We start from the raw sequence: 17,205 nt of genomic DNA on the forward strand, positions 1-17,205 counted from the left end.
GGAGGACTCATGGACGCCCCGTCATCGCCCTTGTACATCGACCGCCCCGAGGACGTCGCGGTCGCGGCCCGCGCGCTGGCGGGCGGCGCGGTCGTCGCGGCGGCGTTCGCCAACTTCTACGTCATCGTGACGCGCCCCGACGCGGCCGTCGTGCGCCGGGTCAACCTGGCCAAGGGGCGGCCGGCCCACCAGGTCGGCAGCATCACCACCGCGATCGGGCGGATCCCGGGGATGTTCGACTGGACGCGGATCTCGCCGCGGTTGCCCGTCGGTCGGGTGCGGGCGCTGATGGACGCCCTCTACGGGGCCGGGCCGTTCGGCTTCCGCGGGCCTGCGGCGGATCGGCTCCCCGAGCACCTCACCCAGGTCGACAAGGGGTTGCGGACCACCCAGGTGATCGCTCCGGGTCTGACCTGCCCGTCCAACGCCTTCTTCGAGCGGGCGCTCGCCGAGACGGGGACGGACCACCTCTACATCACCTCGGCGAACCGGTCCCGGCATCTCACCGGTGCGGCGGAGGAACCGGCGCACTGGAAGGCGGGTGCCCTGGCCGCCGACTTCGCCCACCTCGACGATCTGGTGGTGCTGGTCCACCGGGACGAGGCGGTGGCCCGGGCCGCGTACCCGGGCTACCTCGCCACCTCGGTGACCCTGCTGTCGTTCCACGCGCCAGAGGGTGACCTCGAGGAACCGCCGGTGCTCACCGTGGACCGGCACGGCTCGCTGCACCTGGACGACGTCCGCCGGGCCGCCGCGCCGCTGGGCCTGCAGGTGCGTCTGGCGGGCACCGCCCGGCAACGCCTGCAGGTGCGGGGGTACGCCGGGGCGCTGGTGTAACCGGCTCACCCCGCGGCTGTCGGGGCTCAGTGCGGCGGCGACGGGGTCTCCGGCGGCTTGCCGTGGCTACGCCGAAAGTCCGCGTAGGCCACGCCGGCCAGCACCAGCAGCCCGCCGACGGAGGCGCACAGCGGCGGTAGGTACAGCAGGGCCGGGGCGATGGTCAGGAGCGCCAGCACCCCGCCGGGGCGGGACCACGACACCCGGCTGAACACCTCGTACTCGAAGGAGGCCCGGCCAGCCAGGAAGAGCGCCGGACCGCCGAGGATCACCGCCAGCCACGACGGTGGCGTACCTCCGGTCGGTTCGTGCAGCACCAGGTCGAAGCCGGATGCCGTGGTGACCACACCGGCGATCATCAACAGGTGGGTGTACGGCGCGCTGAACAGGAACGTGCCCGGTGACTGGGCCGCCTTGATGGCGGTCGGCAGCAGCTCGCCGGACTTGTGCACGTAGATCCGCCAGAGCAGCAGGGTGGTCAGGAACGCCACCGTGAACGCCCCGATGTTCTCGGCCTCGTTGTGCTCCATGCTGAACATGGTGCCGATGGTCAGGATGGCGTCACCGAGGGCGATGATGAAGAACTGCTGGTAGCGCTCGGAGAGGTGTTCCGCGGTGACGTTGCGTTGTTTCTCCGGCACGACCCCGAGCCCCGGCACCGGGTACGCGAGCCGGAAACCGATGTAGTCGATGGCGAGTGCGACGGCCCAGCAGAGGATGCGGGCGTCCCCGCTGACGAACGCCCCGATCAGCCAGGGGACCGCCGACACCGTGAACCAGAGGAAGATGCGGGCGGCCCGACGCTGGGTCTGCGGTTCGCGGCGTACCGCGGGCATCAGGAACAGCCCACGCCCCAGGTGGATCGCGACGTACGTGCCGGCGAAGACCAGCCCTCGGTCGTTGAACGCCTCCGGGATGGCCGTGGTCATCAGCAGCGCGCCGAACATCACGGCGCTGATCAGCAGCTTGATCTCGGTGCGTTCCGGGTTGTACAGGTCGGTGACCAGCGTGGTGATCGTCCAGGTCCACCAGACGGCGGCCAGCATGATCAGTGCCTCGGCGGCCCGGTGCCAGTCGAGCCGGTCGACAAGCCCTCGGGAGATGAGGGCCAGGGCGACCACGTACACCAGGTCGAAGAAGAGTTCGAGGAGGGTGACCCGGCGCGGGCCCTCCGGGTCGCGTACCGGCGGACCGCTGGCCTGCGGCGATCCGGGCTCCGGCGCGGCGAGGTGCACGGGTTACTCCTGCGGAACCGCTCGACTCGACGGACCTGGCCGGTCCACCTGAACGGACGGTAACCAGCGGTCGACCGCTTGACCCTGTCTTCATCCCGGCTTCCCCCGACCGGGTCGGTCGGCTCGCGTCCTGGCGGTGGTTACGTCGGCGGTTGCTCGTCTCCCCGGGAGGTGGCGAGGGCGTCGACGAGGCGGCGGGCGGAGCCGGCCAGGTTCCACCGTTGGGCGAGGTCGAGCAGACGGTCGGGGTCGGCGGGGGCGCTCGGCAGCGCGGTGGGCAGCTCGGGCAGGGGCACATCGAGGGCGACCCGGACCACCGTCGGCGCGACGCCCAGGTAGTCGCGCGCCGCGGCCAGCTTGGTGCGCAGGCCCGGTGCGAAGGACGAGTCGGAGTCGTCGAGCGCGGCCAGGATGCCGGCGATGCTGCCGTACCGCTCGATCAGCCGGGCGGCGGTCTTCTCCCCGACGCCCGCGACCCCGGGCAGCCCGTCACTCGGGTCGCCGCGGAGCGCGGCGAAGTCGGCGTACCTGTCGGCCGGCACGCCGTAGCGGGCCCGCACCGCGGCGTCGTCGCAGTCGTCGAGCTTGGCGACGCCGCGCCCGACGTAGAGCAGCCGGACCTGTCGGGCGTCGTCGACGAGCTGGAACAGGTCGCGGTCGCCGGAGACCACCTCGACCGGGCCCGGCTGGGTCACCGAGAGGGTGCCGAGCACGTCGTCGGCCTCGTAGCCGGTCGCCCCGACTGCGGTGATGCCCACCGCCGCCAGGACCTCCAGGATCATCGGGACCTGCGGGGAGAGGGTGTCCGGAACGATCTCGCCACCCTGCGGGGCGACCCGGTGCGCCTTGTACGACGGCAGCAGGTCGACCCGCCACGCCGGGCGCCAGTCGTGGTCGAGCGCGCAGACCATCCGGTCGGCGCCCCGCACCCGGATCAGGGTGGCGAGCATGTCGAGGAAGCCGCGCACCGCGTTGACCGGGGTGCCGTCCTCGGCCTTGGCGGCGGACTCCGGGATGCCGAAGTAGGCCCGGAAGTAGAGGCTGGCTGCGTCGATCAGCAGGATCGGGGGTCGGTGTGCCACGCCGGACAGCCTGGCACAACCGTCCGACGATCTGGCGTACGCCCGGCCGTCGGTGGTGTCAGCGCCGCTCGTCGTGCTGGTAGACGGTCTCCCGCCGGGCCAGGTACTGCACGACGTAACTGGTCACCAGCAGCAGGATGGCGACCACCACCTCGATCCAGGCGGCGACGCCGTCGGCGACGGTGACGCCGACGATGAGCAGGACCAGGCCGACGAGTGCGAGGACTCCGGCCCACAGTTGACGGCGGCGGCGGGTCGCCGCCCTGTTCGCCTGGTGAGCTGCCACGTCGGTCCTCCCGGTCGGGTTCGCCCGCGCGGACGACCCGATCCCAGGTTAGGGCCGCGGGGACGCGCGGGGCCGAAAAAACGGCAGTGCGGTCAGCGACCCTCGACACCGACCATCGAGCCGGCGGGGCGGCTCGGTTGGTCGCCCTGGCCGTGGTCGGTGAGGTCGCGCAGGTGCCGGATGGGGGAGAGGAGCAGTACCAGCGGCGCGCAGACAAGTGTCGCCGCGAAGACGAACAGGGTGGCGCGGGCGCCAAGCGGCCCGGCCAGCGCGCCGGCGACCAGCCCGCCCACCGGGATCGCACCCCAGGACACGAACCGCACGGTCGCCATCACCCGGGAGAGCAGGTCGGGTGGGCTGGCGATCTGCCGGTAGGTCCGGGTGATCACACTGAGCACCACTGTCCCGAGGGAGAAGACGGTGCTGCCGGCGGCGAAGGCCGCGTACGCCAGCCACCCGGTGCCCCAGGGGATCAGGAACGCACCGACGACCGTGGTGAATCCGGAGGCGATCAGGGCGCGGGCGGTGCCGATCCGGCTGGTGATCCGGGTGGTGAGCGCCGCCCCGACCAGTGCGCCGACCCCCTCGACGGCGAGCAGGACCCCGACCAGGCCGACCGGGGCGTGCAGCTCGCGGACCAGGTAGAGCGGGAACAGCGCGAACTGCGCGCCGCAGACGAAGTTCATCGCCGTCGCGGCCCACATGCTCGGCCCCACCACCGGGTGGTGCGTGACGTAGCGCCAGCCCGCGCGAATCAGCTCACCGATCGGTGGCCAGCGGTCCGGCGTGTCGACGCGGGTGGCGGGCAGGGTGCGCAGCAGGGCCGCCGAGACGAGGTAGCTGGCCGAGTCGACGAGCAGGGTGGGCACCGCGCCGAGTGTCTGCACGGCGAGCCCACCGAGGGATGGGCCGCTGAGCAGGGTGGCGGCATGGGTGGCCGAGGTGAGGCTGTTGCGGGACTGCAACTGCTCTCGTTCGACGATGCTGGGCAGGAAGGTCGAGTTGGCCACGTCGAAGAGCACGGTGGCGAAGCTGACCACGAGCGCGGTGACCACCAGGTGGGCGACGGTGAGGTGGCCCCACCACCAGGCGAGGGGGATGGAGGCGACGGCAACCGCGCGGGCCAGGTCGGCGCCCACCTGGGCGCCGCGCAGCGGCAGGCGCTGCACGATGACGCCAGCGGGCAGGCCGATGACGATCCAGGCGACGTAGCTTGCCGCGGCGACCACGCCGAGCTGGAACGCGGTGGCGTCCAGGACGGTGAGCGCGGTCAGCGGCAGTGCCACCGCGCCGACCGCCGACCCGACCATGCTTGTCGTGCCGGCGGTCCACCAGCGCCAGAACACCCCGGCCCTCTCGTCGACGTGCATGTCGCCGTCCCCCGTTCGTCAGGCAAGTGCGTTCCAATCTGGAACGGACTATAGTCGAGGCGGGACCACGGGAGGTAGCCGGTGCGGCGGGAAGATCTTGCTGATGCGGACTGCGGCATCGCGCAGGCGCTTGGCGTGCTGGGGGACTGGTGGACGTTCCTCATCGTCCGGGACGTCGCCAGCGGGACGACCCGCTTCGACGCGCTCCAGCGTGAGTTGGGCGTCAGCCGGCGGGCGCTGACCGAACGCCTGGCCGCCCTGGTCGGGCACGGTGTGCTGGAGCGCCGAGCGTATTCGCGACACCCTCCCCGGTACGACTACCTGCTCACCACCAGGGGCGAAGGGCTGTTGCCGGTGCTGATCGCGCTGCAGGACTGGGGGACGAGGCATCTCGTGGGTGACGGTGACGTGACCGCGACGGCCGACGCCGGCTCGGCCGAGGCGCGCCGTGCGCACGACCTGGTCGGCCGGCGGATACCCGAGGTCGTCCTGCCCGCCGCCGGCGGGCAGGCGGTGGCGGTGGCCGCGACGGGCGCCTGGACGGTCCTCTACCTGTTCCCCGGCGCGTACGCGCCGGAGGCGCACGACTACCCGCCCGGTTGGGCGGAGATCCCCGGTGCCCGGGGCTGCACCCTGGAGTCGACCACCTACGCCAAACGTCACCCGGACTTCGAGGCCGCCGGTGTGCGGGTGTACGGCGTCAGCACCCAGCGGCCCGACCAGCTCGCCGACTTCGCCGCGTACGCCGAACTGCCGTTTCCGCTGCTGTCCGACGTGGACGGCCGGTTGGGGGCGGGGTTGTCGCTTCCGGTGTTCCGGGCGGGTGGGGTGACCCGGTTCAAGCGGCTGACGCTGCTGCTCGATCCGGCGGCGGTGGTGCGGGCCGTGCAGTTCCCGGTCACCGACCCGGCCGGTTCGGTGCAGGAGATGCTCACCCTGGTCCGCGAGCACACCGCGGCCCCCGGCTGACGCGAACGCGTCGACCGGGGGCCGCGGTGAGCCGGCTGGTCCCGAGACCCTGCGGGGCTGGGGAGCTTGCGGGCCCTGCGTCAGGCGGGGAGCGTCCAGCGCTGGTTGGCGCCGGCGAAGCAGTCCCAGATCTGCAACCGGGCGCCGTCGGCGGAGGTGTTGTCGGTGACGTCGAGGCACTTGTTCGACTGCGGGTTGCGCAGCGTCCCGTTGGACTGTGCCTGCCAGACCTGCGCGCCGCTGCCGTTGCAGTCCCAGAGCTGGACCTTCGCGCCGTTGGCGGTGGAGCCGCTGGTGATGTCGGCGCACTTGCCGAGGGCGCGCAGCGTGCTGTCGCTCGCCACCGTCCAGGTCTGGGCGTTGGTGCCGTTGCAGGTCCAGATCTGGATGGCGGCGCCGTTGGCGGTGCTCGCCGAGGCCACGTCGACGCACTTGCCGCCGATGCCGGTGATCCGACCGGTCCGACCGGTCGGCGGCGGGGTCGTGCCGCCCATGATCGTGTCGTACATGGCGCTGAGCAGCGAGGTGGAGCCGCTGGTGTCCTGGGTCAGCTCCCAGTTCATCACGCCGCCGGCGTTGGCCAGCGCCCACTGCGTCTTGCGCTTGACCGTCGGGATGCCGTTCCAGCACTGCTGCGCGCCGCCGATGGTGGCGCAGTCCCGGTTGGCGTTCGCCGAGTCCATGCCGACGAGCGCCGAGTACGTGTAGTAGCCGGGGCGGCTGTAGAACGGGATGCCGAGCACCGCCTTGCTGGCCGGCAGGCCGCGGGCCTTCCACAGGTTGATGCTGTTGATCGACCAGTCGTAGTTGGCGTGCGGGTTTCCGCCGTCGTACGCCATGATGTTGAGCCAGTCGACCTGGTTGAACACGGCGGGCTGGACGCCGTCGAGGTAGTAGCCCTCGGAGACCACGGCGGCGGTGAGCAGCTTGCCGCGGCTGCGCAGCGCGCTGCCGAGCTGCGTCATCAGGGTCGTGTAGTTGGTGGCCGAGGCGCCCGGGTCGGGGTACTCCCAGTCCATGTCGACGCCGTCGAGGTTGTACTGGTTGACGAAGTTGACCAGGTTGTTGACGAAGTTCGTCCGGCTGGTGGCGTTGGCCGCGAGGGCCTCGAAGGCCGAGTCGTTGCCGTCATTCCAGCCGCCGACCGCGATCGAGACCTTGACGTTGTTGGCGTGTCCCTGCGACACCAGCGAGGAGAGCCGCGCCCCGTCGACGCCCTGGAGGCTGCCGTTGCTGTTCGGCAGGATGAACGCGTAGTTGATGTGGGTGAGCTTGTTGTACTGGATGGCGTTGATGTTGCCGGTCCAGGAGGGCATGTAGCCGACGCTCTTGAAGTTGTTCGGCAGCACCACGGCCTGCGCGGCGGTGGAGGTGACGGTGAGGGTGGCGGCGGCGGTGGCCAGCGCGAGGAGGCCGGCGGCGAGGGCGCGGCGCAGTGGTGAGGACATCGGGGGCCTTCCCGTGGGCGGGGGACGACGACACCGCCCGCGCGGTGTGGCGGGCGGGAGGTGCGGGGGACGCAGGAACGGGTGGGCCTCGAGGCAGCCAAATCTTAAAGAGTGTTAACTGTCAGAGTCAATCAACATCAATGGATTTCCGCCCAGTCGGTGCCCATGGGGGGTTTGCCCAAACGACCGTTAAGCTGGCGGGGTGGGAATCGACGAGCTGTACCCGCCGGACCGACTGATCGCCGCGCAGCACGCCACGGCCGCCGCCGGCCTGGACGCCCTGCTGCTCACACCCGGCTCCGACCTGCGCTACCTGACCGGGTACGACGCCCACGCGGGGGAGCGGCTGACCTGCCTGGTGCTGCCCGCCGAGGGCGAGCCCACACTGATCGTGCCCAGGTTGGAACGGCCCGCGGCGGAGGCGGCCCCGAACACCGGCGTACGCATCGTCGACCACGTCGACGGCTCCGACCCGTACCCCCTCGTCGTGGCCGCCCTCGACGGCCCGGTCGCGGCGGTCGGCCTCGCCGACCGGATGTGGGCCGAGCAGGTCCTCGCCCTGCGCGCGGCGCTGCCCCACGCCGCGCAACGGCTCGCCGGGGAGGTGCTGCGCGAGCTACGGATCCGCAAGTCCCCGGCCGAGATCACGGCGCTCGCCGAGGCCGGCGCGGCGATCGACGAGGTGCACCTGCGGATGGGCGAGTGGCTGCGCCCCGGTCGCACCGAGGCCGAGGTCGCCACCGACATCGCCGCGGCGATCCGCGCCGCCGGGCACGTCACCGTCGACTTCGTCATCGTGGCGGCCGGGCCGAACGGCGCCAGCCCCCACCACGGCACCTCCGACCGACCGATCGGAGTCGGCGAGCCGGTGGTCGTCGACATCGGCGGCACGATGGCGTCGGGCTACCGCTCGGACTGCACCCGCACCTACCTGGCGGGCGCAGCGGCACCTGACGACTTCCTGGACTACTACACGGTGCTGCGCGACGCCCAGCGCGCCGCCGTCGAGGCGGTGCGGCCCGGCCTGACCGGCGAGGCGGCCGACGCCGCGGCCCGGGCGCCGATCGCCGCCGCCGGCTTCGGCCCGCAGTTCCTGCACCGCACCGGCCACGGCATCGGTCTCGACGGGCACGAGGAGCCGTACCTGGTGGCCGGCAACGACCGGCCGCTGGAGGCCGGCATGGCGTTCTCCATCGAACCGGGCATCTACCTGGCGGGCCGGCACGGGGCCCGCATCGAGGACATCGTCGTCTGCACCACGGACGGCGTGCAACGGCTCAACACCACCCCCACGGAGCTCATCGCGCTATGACTGTCGACCGGATCCTCCCCACCGACGAGGCCCACGACCTGCTGGGTCTCGCCACCGAACTCGCCGACGGCGAGCTGGCCCCGAAGGCCGCGACCTTCGAGGAGCGCGCCGAGTTCCCCCGCGAGGTGCTGCGCACGCTGGGCCGGGCCGGCCTGCTCGGCCTGCCCTACCCCGAGGAGTACGGCGGCGCGGCGCAGCCGTACGAGGTGTACCTGCAGGTGCTGGAGATCCTGGCCAGCCGCTGGCTCGCGGTCGCCGAGGCGGTGAGCGTGCACACCCTGTCCTGCTACCCGGTGGCGGCGTTCGGCAGCGACGAACAGCGCAAGCTGCTGCCGGACATGCTCGGTGGGGAGTTGCTCGGCGCGTACTGCCTCTCCGAACCGCAGGGTGGCTCGGACGCGGCGGCGCTGACCACCCGGGCGGATCGCGACGGCGACGCGTACGTGGTCTCCGGCACCAAGGCGTGGATAACCCACGCCCGGACGGCCGACTTCTACAACGTCTTCTGCCGCACCGGCGGGCCCGGTCCGAAGGGGATCTCCTGCCTGGTCGCCGACGCCGGAACGGCCGGCATCACCCCGCAGGCGGCCGAACGGACGATGGGGCTGCGCGCCTCCCCGGTGGCGCAGATCGCCTTCGACGAGGCGCGGGTGCCGGCCGACCGGCTCGTCGGCGGCGAGGGGATGGGCTTCACCATCGCCATGTCCGCGCTGGACTCCGGCCGGCTGGGCATCGCCGCGTGCGCCGTCGGGCTGGCCCAGGCCGCCCTGGACTACGCGGTCTCCTACGCCCGGGAGCGGCAGCAGTTCGGCCGGTCCATCATCGACTTCCAGGGGCTGGGGTTCCTCCTCGCCGACGCCGCCACCCAGGTCTCCGCCGCCCGCGCGCTGACCCTGGCGGCGGCCCGGCTGCGCGACGCCGGCCGTCCGTACTCGATCGAGGCGGCCAAGGCGAAGCTCTTCGCCACCGACATGGCGATGCGGGTGACCACCGACGCGGTGCAGGTGCTCGGCGGCGCGGGTTACGTGGCCGACCACCCGGTGGAGCGGTACATGCGCGAGGCGAAGGTGCTCCAGATCGTCGAGGGCACCAACCAGATCCAGCGAATGGTGATCTCGCGGGCCCTCGCGAAGGACTGACGACGGTACGTGGCGGCGGGGCTGCGGTGGGTGCCTTCGCGCCCACCGTGGCCCGCAAGCCGGTTACGTCGTCGCCGCGCGACGGTTTTCCCGGTAGGTTGCACGCCGTGGAGGAGATCGACCGCGCTATCGTCGCCGCGCTGACCGCCGACGGCCGTCTGTCGTACACCGACCTGGCCGAGCGGGTGGGGCTGTCGGTGTCCGCCGTGCACCAGCGGGTCCGCCGGCTGGAGCAGCGCGGGGTGATCAAGGGGTACGCCGCCCGGGTGTCGTTCGAGGCGCTGGAGCTGCCGCTCACCGCGTTCGTGGCGATCCGGCCGTTCGACCCGTCGCAACCTGACGACGCCCCGGAGCGGCTGGCCCACCTGCCGGAGATCGACTCGTGCTACTCGGTGGCGGGGGAGGACTTCTACCTGCTGCTGGTGCGGGTGGCCAGCCCAACCGACCTGGAGCGGGTGCTCCAGGAGATTCGCACCTCGGCGAACGTCACGACGCGGACGACAGTGGTGTTGTCCACCCCGTACGAGAACCGGCCACCGAAGATCAGCGCTGCGGCACCGAGTCGGTCGCGGTCCCGGGCGCCGGAGGAGCCGGCTGGTTCCACCGCAGGATGACCTGCCGGCCGTGTTCGTGACCGAGCGCGCTGACCGTGGCGGTCTCCAGGCGTAGCCGCCCGCCGGCGGACGGGGGCAGGCCGATCCAGCGGGCACCGAGCACGCGCAGGCTGTGCGCGTGCCCGACAAGCGCGACCGTACCGCGGTCGAGCAGCGGGGTGACGCGGGCCAGCACCCGGTCGAGGCGTTCGCCCACCTGCGCGGGGGACTCGCCGCCGGGGCAGCCGTCGGTCCAGATGTTCCAGTGCGGGTCGTCGTCGTGGATGTCGACGGTGGTGCGGCCCTCGTACTCGCCGTAGTTCCACTCGCTGAGGTCCTCGTCGACGCCGTCGACGGTGAGCCCGGCCAGCTGCGCGGTGCGCAGCGCCCGGGAGCGGGGGCTGGCCAGCACGGTGACGAAGCGCCGGCCGGCGAGGAACGCGGCCAGGGTGCGGGCCTGCCGCTCGCCGTCGGGGGTCAGCTCCAGGTCGGTGTACGAGGTGTGCCGCAGGCTGGCGCTCCAGGTGGTCTCGCCGTGCCGGATCAGCAGGAGCTCTCCCATGAGGTCAGTTAACCACCGGCGGCGGCGCCATCTCCCGCCCCCACCACAACCTATCTTCCTAGGACGCAATAGGGGGTGTGCCAACCGGCACCGCCGGTTTCGGCACCCGGAGACCGGGCACACGAGCCAGGACAACCGCCAGACCGAGGAGGCGCGATGAGCTTCACCGAGAAGGCAAAGAACAAGGTTGAGCAGATGGCCGGCGCCGCGAGGGAGCGCGTCGGCGACATGACCGACAACGAGCGGATGCGTGGCGAGGGCGCCAGCCAGCAGAGCGACGCGCGCGCCAAGCAGGCCGGTCAGAACGTCAAGGACGCCGGTCGCAACGTGAAGGACTCCTTCACCAAGTGACCTGAGCGGTCCACGGGTCCCCGGGCGCACCGTCGTCCGGGGACCCGTCGTGTGCGGCTACTGTCGGCCGGTGACCGTACTGCGCTCCCTGGTGTTGTTCGCACTTGCCGCGTTGGCCGAGATCGGCGGCGCTTGGCTGGTCTGGCAGGGCTGGCGGGAGCAGCGCGGGCTGTGGTGGATCGCGGCGGGAGTGGTCGCGCTGGGCTGCTACGGCTTCGTCGCGACGTTTCAGCCGGACGCGAACTTCGGCCGGATCCTGGCCGCGTACGGCGGGGTGTTCGTGGCCGGGTCGCTGGGTTGGGCGATGGTGGTGGACGGCTTCCGCCCGGACCGCTGGGACCTGACCGGAGCGGCGCTCTGCCTACTCGGCGTGGCAGTCATCATGTACGCCCCCCGCAACACCCCCGCCTAGCCCCGCCCCTGACCCCGCGCCGCCCCTGCCCCACGCCCCACGCCGTCGATCATGGAGTTGTGGTGGGGGACAAAGCACTCGCAAGAACCCAAACCAGGCACCACAACCCCATGATCGACGCGCCATGCCCCCCGCGGCCCCCGTCTCGCGCCGATCTTGCACTTTCTGTTGCGGCACATGGGGCAAACCGCTCAATGCGACGACCGAAAGTGCAAGATCGGCGCGCCGGGGCACGGGCGGGGCTGCAGCGGGGACGGGGCGGTGAGGGTGGTTCGCGTTTGGGATGATCGGCCGCGTGATTCGCGCTCGGCTTCGTCCCTTGTGGTGTGGTGTGCTCGCGGCGGTTGCCATTGTCGGTGGTGCCGCGTGTACGGCGTCTCGGGTGCCGCCGCCGGACCGGCCCATGTTCGTCGGGTCGTCGACCCCGGCCGGTGCGCCGTCGGTCGGCACCTCTCCTACGGTGCCGTCGACGGGTGCTTTTCCGACGGTGGTGCCGTCGGGCGGCGTCTCGTCGCCGCCCGAGGATGCCACGGTGCCGGGGGCGGTGGCCACGGTGCCGGGTGCGACGCCGACCGGCACCAGAGCGCCGGTGGTGGATCACGGGCCGCGCACCGGCAACACGGTCGCGCTGACCTTCGACGCGGACATGACCGACGGGATGCTTGCCAGCCTGCGGTCCGGGAAGGTGAAGTCGTACGCGAACCTGCGCATCCTCGACCTGCTGGAGCGGGAGCAGGTGCCGGCGACGTTCTTCCTGACCGGCAAGTGGGTGCAGCGGTATCCGGACGTGACCCGGCGCATCGCCGGCAATCCGCGTTTCGAGTTGGCCAACCACACGTTTGGGCACGCGGCGTTCACCGCCAACTGTTACGACCTGCCCCGGCAGCCGGTCGGTGAGTTGGCCGGCGATGTGGCGAAGACGTTCGAGGTGATCAAGCCGTACGGGGGTCGGCAGACCCGGTACTTCCGGTTCCCCGGGTTGTGCCACGACGCGGCGGCGCTCGACGCGTTGGCGCCGTTGGGTGTGACGGTGGTCGATGGTGACGTGGTGAGCGGGGATCCGTTCGCGACGGCGTGGAAGCCGTTGGTGCGGGCGGTGTTGGACCATGTGCGCCCCGGGTCGGTGGTGATCATGCACGTGACCGAGGCGAACGCGGCGATGACCGATGAGGCGTTGCCGCACATCCTGGCCGGGTTGCGGGAGCGCGGGCTGGTCCCAGCGCCGTTGTCCGAGGTGCTGACCGCCGGCTGAGGGCCGCGTTCTGAGGGCCGCAGTCTGACGGCTGCGGTCTGACACTCGGCCGTCCTGGCTGTCACGGTCGGGGTCGGACCGGACATGGAGTGGGTGTGAGCTCCGGGACAGAGCATGACGAGGACCGCTTCCGGCGGGCGTACGCCGAGGATTTCGAGTCGCTGTTGGCGTACGCGTTGCGGCGCGTCGCGCATCCGGAGGATGCGGCGGATGTCGTCGCGGAGACCTTCCTGGTGGCGTGGCGTCGGCGGCGGGACATCCCGGTCGCTGGGGAGGCCCGGCTGTGGCTGTACGGGGTGGCTCGGCGGGTGTTGGCCAACCAGCTCCGGGGTGGTGTTCGCCGGCAGCGCCTCGGGGAGCGGTTACGTCAGCAGATCGTGGTTGCGGTCGCCGACCCGGGCAGTGAGGTGACCGAGCGGCTTGCTGTTCGGGAAGCGCTCGCGGGTCTGGCGGAGGTGGACCGGGAGGTGTTGATGCTGACCGTCTGGGAGGGGCTGCTGCCGCATGAGGTGGCGGCGGTCCTGGGGGTGCGTCCTGCGGTGGTTCGGACCCGGTTGTCGCGGGCGCGGGCGAGGTTGCGCGGGTTGGTCGGTGACGACCCGGGGCCGCCCGGACATGTGCTCGACGTGTTGACCACGTTCACCAGGAGGGAGGACCGATGAGCGTTGAGGAGCGTGTCGACCGGCTGGTTCGGGAGGTGGACCCGGGTCGGCTCGGTGTGCTGGGGGATCTCGGCGGGGCGAAGCAGGGTCTGCTGGAGGAGATCATGTCCGAGTCCGGGTTGGACCGGGTGGGGACGGTGGCACGGCGGCGGTCGCGGGTGCGGCGTTTCGCGGGGGTGGTGGCGGCGGCTGCGGTCCTGGTCAGCGTCGTGCCGGTGTCCATCGTGGTGGGTGGGCAGGCCGGGGGTGGTGGGGTTTCGCCGATCGCCACCGTCGACGCGGGTGTGGTTTTTTCGCCGCTGGCGGTGGCGGGGGCGGAGCGCAACCCGCGGCTGCTGATCGACCGTTCCGGCTGGAAGGTGACTGACCTGTCGGGGTTCGCCGAGGAGCAGGGCATGGTCCGTTTTCGGCGGGGTGGGCGGGAGGTCGAGATGAACTGGTATCCGGCGCTCGCGTACACCTCCCGCTATGCGGATCGTCGTGCCGACGGTCCTGCGACGTCGGTGCGGGTCGACGGTTGGCCGGCTGATCTGTTTCAGAACCTCAACGGTGATTTCACGGTGCTGGTGCATCCCCGTGACGAGGTCTTGGTGGAGATGAGCACGACCGGGAGGTGGTCGCGGGAGGACCTGGACCGGGTTCTGGCGGGCGTCGTGCGGGTGGACGTGCGGACGTGGTTGGCCGCGTTGCCGGCGGAGATGGTGATGCCGGTGCGGGAGCGGGCGGCGAGGGTGCTCGCTGACGTGCCGCTGCCGCCCGGGTTCGATGTCGCCGCCCTGGAGGACATCGGGGTGAGCGACTCGTACCAGTTCGGTGTGGGGGTGACGTCGCGGGTCGGCTGCCTGTGGGTCGTGGAGTGGTTGCGGGGGCGGGCGAGCGGGGACGAGGCGGCGGTGCGGCGGGCCGCGGATGCGTTGCGGGGGAGTCACGGGTGGCGGGTGCTGCGGGACCTGGACCGGGCCGGTGACTGGTCGGAGGTGTTCTGGGGGTACGCCGACGAGGTCGCGGCGGGGACGGTGCCGGCCGGGTACGTGCAGGGCCTGGGCTGCCGGTGACGGGCCGACGCCCCCGGATGCGCGCCGGGGGCGTCGGTGGGGTCAGTCGTCGCGGTGGTCGTTCCACCACTGCTGGCCGTCGGCGGGCAGGGTGTCGATCGGGTCGTAGTAGGCGTAGCGCTTGTTGAGCGCTTCCAGGTCGGCCGATTCGATGGAGGTGCGGTAGTTCTTCGTCCAGTAGGAGATGCCGCGCTCACGGTCGTAGTCGGTGAGCATGTGCACCCAGCGCTTTCCGACGAAGGGCACGTCGCAGACGATGCGGGGGGTGGCGTAGCCGGGGAGGTAGCCCATGATGTCGTGCTGGAGTTGTTGGGCGTGCCAGACGGGGACGCGCCAGTGTTCGGCGTTGGGGATCATGTCGCACATGTAGAAGTAGTACGGCAGGATCCCGGCTTCGCCTTGGAGGGCGAAGCAGAGGTCGAGTAGTTCCGGGGTGGTGGCGTTGACGCCGCGCATGAGGACGCCCTGGTTGCGGACGTCGCGGACGCCGACGTCGAGGGCGGTCTGGGCGGCCTTGGCGACAAGTGGGGTGAGCGACTGGGCGTGGTTGACGTGGGTGTGGATGGCGAGGTTGACGCCGCGGCGGGCGGCGGTGCGGGCGACGCGTTCCAGGCCTTCGACGACGTCGGGCTGCAGCCAGTGTTGGGGCAGGCCCATGAGGGCCTTGGTGGCGAGCCGGATGTCGCGGACCGTCTCCAGTTCCAGCAGGCGCATGAGGTACGACTCGAGGTTGCGCCAGGGGACGTTTGCCACGTCGCCGCCGGAGACGACCACGTCGCGGACGCCGGGGTGGGCCTTGAGGTAGGCGATGTGGGCGTCGTAGCGGTCGACGGGCTTGAGGGTGAGTTTGAGTTTGTCGACGGCGGGGGTGGAGTTGCCGACGAGGTCCATACGGGTGCAGTGCCCGCAGTACTGGGGGCAGGTGGAGAGCAGTTCGGCGAGGACCTTGGTGGGGTAGCGGTGGGTGAGGCCTTCGGCGACCCACATGTCGTGTTCGTGGAGGCTGTCGCGGCTGGCGTAGGGGTGTGAGGGCCAGTCGGTGCGGCGGTCGGAGGCGACCGGGATCATGTAGCGGCGGATGGGGTCGGCGAGCAGCGCCTCGGTGGTGAGGGGCTCGAACGGCACCATCGTGTTGATCATTTGTGGTGGCACCAGCATGGACATGGTGGCCAGGGCCGACTGGTCGGCCTGGAGGTCGGCGTAGAAGCTCTCGTCGATCAGGTCACCGAGGACGGCGCGGAGCTGCTTGATGTTCTTGACGCAGTTGACGCGCTGCCACTGGGCGGATTCCCACTGGTCGCGGGTGACGTGTCGCCAGCCGGGGAAGCGGGTCCAGTCGGGCTCGACCAGGGGGCGGCGGTGGTATTCGTAGGGCTGCCCGGCGGTCGGTGTGGCGACCGGGGCGTGACGGGGGTGGGGGATGGTCTGGGTCACGGCCCCTCCTCGGTGTTGCGGCTGATCAGCGGAGCCCGAAGGCTACTGGAAAATATTCGGTACAGAAACTAGTCTGCCGTAAGTTTTCCCGTTACGCGAGCCTTGACCGAGGCTTCGAGCGGCTGGACAGGGGAGGTCGGCGTGACGTCACCGGTGGGACTGCACCGCGTCGTGCAACCGGCGGGGGTGCTGCCGCAGGCGGCCTGGCGGCTGGACACGTCGGCGGCGATCGCGCCGAACGAGGTGCGGATCCGGGTGCAGCGGCTCAACCTGGACGCGGCGAGCTTCCGGCAGTTGTCGGAGAAGCACGGCGGTGACGGTGACGCGGTCCGCGCCGAGGTGTTGGAGATCATCGCGACCCGGGGGAAGATGCAGAACCCGGTGACCGGGTCGGGTGGGATGCTGATCGGCACGGTCGAGGAGGCCGGCCGGCGGTCCCCGCTGGGGCTCACGGTGGGGCAGCGGGTCGCCACCCTGGTGTCGTTGACGCTGACGCCGCTGGTGATCACCGACGGGCTGGCCGGGTGGGACGGGCGCAGCGAGCAGGTGCCCTGTGACGGGTGGGCGATCCTGTTCGCGCGGTCCATCGCCGCGGTGCTGCCCGCCGACGAGGACCCGCAGTTGTCCCTCGCCGTGCTGGACGTGTGCGGGGCGCCGGCGCTGACCGCCCGGGTGGTGTCGCGTTACGTCGAGGAGCGTCGGCGTGGCGGTGATCCGACACCGGTGCGGGTCGCGGTGATCGGTGGGGCCGGTAAGAGCGGGTCGCTGTCCCTCGCGGCGGCGCGGCGGGCGGGCGCCGCGCGTACCGTCGGGGTGGTGCCGGTGGCGGCGGAGCGCGACGCGCTGACGGCCGCCGGGCTGGCGTCGGTGGTGGCGGTGGCCGACGCGCGGGACCCGGTGGGGTTGTCCACGGCGGTGACCACCGCGCTGGGTGTGCCGGCGGACGTGACGGTGGTCTGCGTGGACGTGCCGGGGTGTGAGCACGGGGCGGTGCTGGCCACCGCGGACGGCGGCACGGTGATCTTCTTCTCGATGGCGACGAGTTTCTCGGCTGCGGCGTTGGGCGCGGAGGGCTTGGCGGCGGACGTGACGATGCTCGTGGGCAACGGGTACGTGCCGGGGCACGCGGAGTTGGCGTTGGGGCTGCTGCGGGCCGAGCCGGGGGTGCGTCAGCTGTTCGCGGCGCGGGTCGCGGCAGACTGAGGT

At 71.6% G+C, this 17,205-nt stretch carries 18 protein-coding genes; 11 read left to right on the forward strand and 7 right to left on the reverse strand.

Annotated elements, in window-relative coordinates; translation table 11 throughout:
* The first annotated feature begins 9 nt into the window (after nt 1–9).
* The gene (locus tag ACWER9_RS00570; RefSeq protein ID WP_452299758.1) at nt 10–837 is read left to right on the forward strand and encodes a hypothetical protein; all 828 of its coding nucleotides are present in this window, start codon (nt 10–12) and stop codon (nt 835–837) included.
* Nucleotides 838–863: 26 nt separating this feature from the next.
* Here ACWER9_RS00570 and ACWER9_RS00575 read toward each other — a convergent pair whose 3' ends face one another.
* The 4 genes from ACWER9_RS00575 to ACWER9_RS00590 all read right to left on the reverse strand — a co-directional run bounded on the left by ACWER9_RS00575 (nt 864) and on the right by ACWER9_RS00590 (nt 4,810).
* Nucleotides 864–2,072: a low temperature requirement protein A gene (locus ACWER9_RS00575; RefSeq protein ID WP_452299759.1), complete on the reverse strand. Its 1,209-nt coding sequence runs from the start codon at nt 2,070–2,072 to the stop codon at nt 864–866.
* A 140-nt stretch (nt 2,073–2,212) separates the two neighbouring features.
* Entirely contained in the window at nt 2,213–3,154 is a 942-nt protein-coding gene (locus tag ACWER9_RS00580) for a 5'-3' exonuclease (protein ID WP_452299760.1), read from the reverse strand.
* A 58-nt stretch (nt 3,155–3,212) separates the two neighbouring features.
* The gene (locus tag ACWER9_RS00585; protein ID WP_452299761.1) at nt 3,213–3,440 is read right to left on the reverse strand and encodes a hypothetical protein; all 228 of its coding nucleotides are present in this window, start codon (nt 3,438–3,440) and stop codon (nt 3,213–3,215) included.
* A 92-nt stretch (nt 3,441–3,532) separates the two neighbouring features.
* Nucleotides 3,533–4,810 carry an MFS transporter gene (locus ACWER9_RS00590; protein ID WP_452299762.1) on the reverse strand — a complete coding sequence of 426 codons (1,278 nt, stop codon included), beginning with the start codon at nt 4,808–4,810 and terminating at the stop codon, nt 3,533–3,535.
* An 81-nt stretch (nt 4,811–4,891) separates the two neighbouring features.
* On the opposite strand from ACWER9_RS00590, the gene ACWER9_RS00595 reads away from it, so the two are divergent.
* Nucleotides 4,892–5,779 carry a winged helix-turn-helix transcriptional regulator gene (locus ACWER9_RS00595; RefSeq protein ID WP_452299763.1) on the forward strand — a complete coding sequence of 296 codons (888 nt, stop codon included), beginning with the start codon at nt 4,892–4,894 and terminating at the stop codon, nt 5,777–5,779.
* Nucleotides 5,780–5,859: 80 nt separating this feature from the next.
* Here ACWER9_RS00595 and ACWER9_RS00600 read toward each other — a convergent pair whose 3' ends face one another.
* Nucleotides 5,860–7,227 (reverse strand): glycosyl hydrolase family 18 protein, encoded by a 1,368-nt coding sequence (locus tag ACWER9_RS00600; RefSeq protein ID WP_452299764.1) that lies wholly within the window; start codon nt 7,225–7,227, stop codon nt 5,860–5,862.
* Nucleotides 7,228–7,429: 202 nt separating this feature from the next.
* Here ACWER9_RS00600 and ACWER9_RS00605 point away from each other — a divergent pair, with 202 nt between their 5' ends.
* The 3 genes from ACWER9_RS00605 (at nt 7,430) to ACWER9_RS00615 (ending at nt 10,292) form a co-directional block, all read left to right on the forward strand.
* The gene (locus tag ACWER9_RS00605) at nt 7,430–8,539 is read left to right on the forward strand and encodes a M24 family metallopeptidase (protein WP_452299765.1); all 1,110 of its coding nucleotides are present in this window, start codon (nt 7,430–7,432) and stop codon (nt 8,537–8,539) included.
* The gene (locus ACWER9_RS00610) at nt 8,536–9,678 is read left to right on the forward strand and encodes an acyl-CoA dehydrogenase family protein (protein WP_452299766.1); all 1,143 of its coding nucleotides are present in this window, start codon (nt 8,536–8,538) and stop codon (nt 9,676–9,678) included. The genes ACWER9_RS00605 and ACWER9_RS00610 overlap by 4 nt, the downstream gene beginning before the upstream one ends.
* A gap of 107 nt (nt 9,679–9,785) precedes the next feature.
* Entirely contained in the window at nt 9,786–10,292 is a 507-nt protein-coding gene (locus ACWER9_RS00615) for an Lrp/AsnC family transcriptional regulator (protein ID WP_452299767.1), read from the forward strand.
* Here the strand turns inward: ACWER9_RS00615 and ACWER9_RS00620 are convergent.
* Nucleotides 10,222–10,833, reverse strand: a complete 612-nt coding sequence (locus ACWER9_RS00620; RefSeq protein ID WP_452299768.1) for a histidine phosphatase family protein — start codon at nt 10,831–10,833, stop codon at nt 10,222–10,224. The genes ACWER9_RS00615 and ACWER9_RS00620 overlap by 71 nt on opposite strands.
* A gap of 156 nt (nt 10,834–10,989) precedes the next feature.
* On the opposite strand from ACWER9_RS00620, the gene ACWER9_RS00625 reads away from it, so the two are divergent.
* From ACWER9_RS00625 to ACWER9_RS00645, 5 genes are all read left to right on the forward strand, one after another.
* Nucleotides 10,990–11,184: a CsbD family protein gene (locus tag ACWER9_RS00625; RefSeq protein WP_088989634.1), complete on the forward strand. Its 195-nt coding sequence runs from the start codon at nt 10,990–10,992 to the stop codon at nt 11,182–11,184.
* Between the two features lie 70 nt (nt 11,185–11,254).
* Nucleotides 11,255–11,596: a YnfA family protein gene (locus ACWER9_RS00630; RefSeq protein ID WP_452299769.1), complete on the forward strand. Its 342-nt coding sequence runs from the start codon at nt 11,255–11,257 to the stop codon at nt 11,594–11,596.
* A 532-nt stretch (nt 11,597–12,128) separates the two neighbouring features.
* Nucleotides 12,129–12,848: a polysaccharide deacetylase family protein gene (locus ACWER9_RS00635; protein ID WP_452299770.1), complete on the forward strand. Its 720-nt coding sequence runs from the start codon at nt 12,129–12,131 to the stop codon at nt 12,846–12,848.
* Between the two features lie 95 nt (nt 12,849–12,943).
* Entirely contained in the window at nt 12,944–13,510 is a 567-nt protein-coding gene (locus tag ACWER9_RS00640) for an RNA polymerase sigma factor (RefSeq protein WP_452299771.1), read from the forward strand.
* Complete coding sequence (locus ACWER9_RS00645; RefSeq protein ID WP_452299772.1) at nt 13,507–14,565, forward strand: hypothetical protein; 1,059 nt, start codon at nt 13,507–13,509, stop codon at nt 14,563–14,565. The genes ACWER9_RS00640 and ACWER9_RS00645 overlap by 4 nt, the downstream gene beginning before the upstream one ends.
* Before the next feature lie 42 nt (nt 14,566–14,607).
* Here the strand turns inward: ACWER9_RS00645 and ACWER9_RS00650 are convergent, their stop codons facing one another.
* On the reverse strand, nt 14,608–15,999 hold the full coding sequence (locus ACWER9_RS00650; RefSeq protein ID WP_452299773.1) for a KamA family radical SAM protein: 1,392 nt from the start codon (nt 15,997–15,999) through the stop codon (nt 14,608–14,610).
* 141 nt (nt 16,000–16,140) lie between these two features.
* Between ACWER9_RS00650 and kdd the strand changes: the two genes are divergently transcribed.
* Complete coding sequence (gene kdd / locus ACWER9_RS00655; protein WP_452299774.1) at nt 16,141–17,202, forward strand: L-erythro-3,5-diaminohexanoate dehydrogenase; 1,062 nt, start codon at nt 16,141–16,143, stop codon at nt 17,200–17,202.
* The last annotated feature ends 3 nt before the right edge of the window (nt 17,203–17,205 follow it).

The sequence above is a fragment of the Micromonospora sp. NPDC003944 genome, from assembly GCF_053605225.1.

Excerpts from the sequence above, each read along its gene's own strand:
- ACWER9_RS00600 (WP_452299764.1), bottom strand. The coding sequence starts at position 7,227 with ATGTCCTCACCACTGCGCCGCGCCCTCGCCGCCGGCCTCCTCGCGCTG.
- ACWER9_RS00625 (WP_088989634.1), top strand. The coding sequence starts at position 10,990 with ATGAGCTTCACCGAGAAGGCAAAGAACAAGGTTGAGCAGATGGCCGGC.
- ACWER9_RS00620 (WP_452299768.1), bottom strand. The coding sequence starts at position 10,833 with ATGGGAGAGCTCCTGCTGATCCGGCACGGCGAGACCACCTGGAGCGCC.
- ACWER9_RS00610 (WP_452299766.1), top strand. The coding sequence starts at position 8,536 with ATGACTGTCGACCGGATCCTCCCCACCGACGAGGCCCACGACCTGCTG.
- ACWER9_RS00590 (WP_452299762.1), bottom strand. The coding sequence starts at position 4,810 with ATGCACGTCGACGAGAGGGCCGGGGTGTTCTGGCGCTGGTGGACCGCC.
- ACWER9_RS00570 (WP_452299758.1), top strand. The coding sequence starts at position 10 with ATGGACGCCCCGTCATCGCCCTTGTACATCGACCGCCCCGAGGACGTC.
- ACWER9_RS00645 (WP_452299772.1), top strand. The coding sequence starts at position 13,507 with ATGAGCGTTGAGGAGCGTGTCGACCGGCTGGTTCGGGAGGTGGACCCG.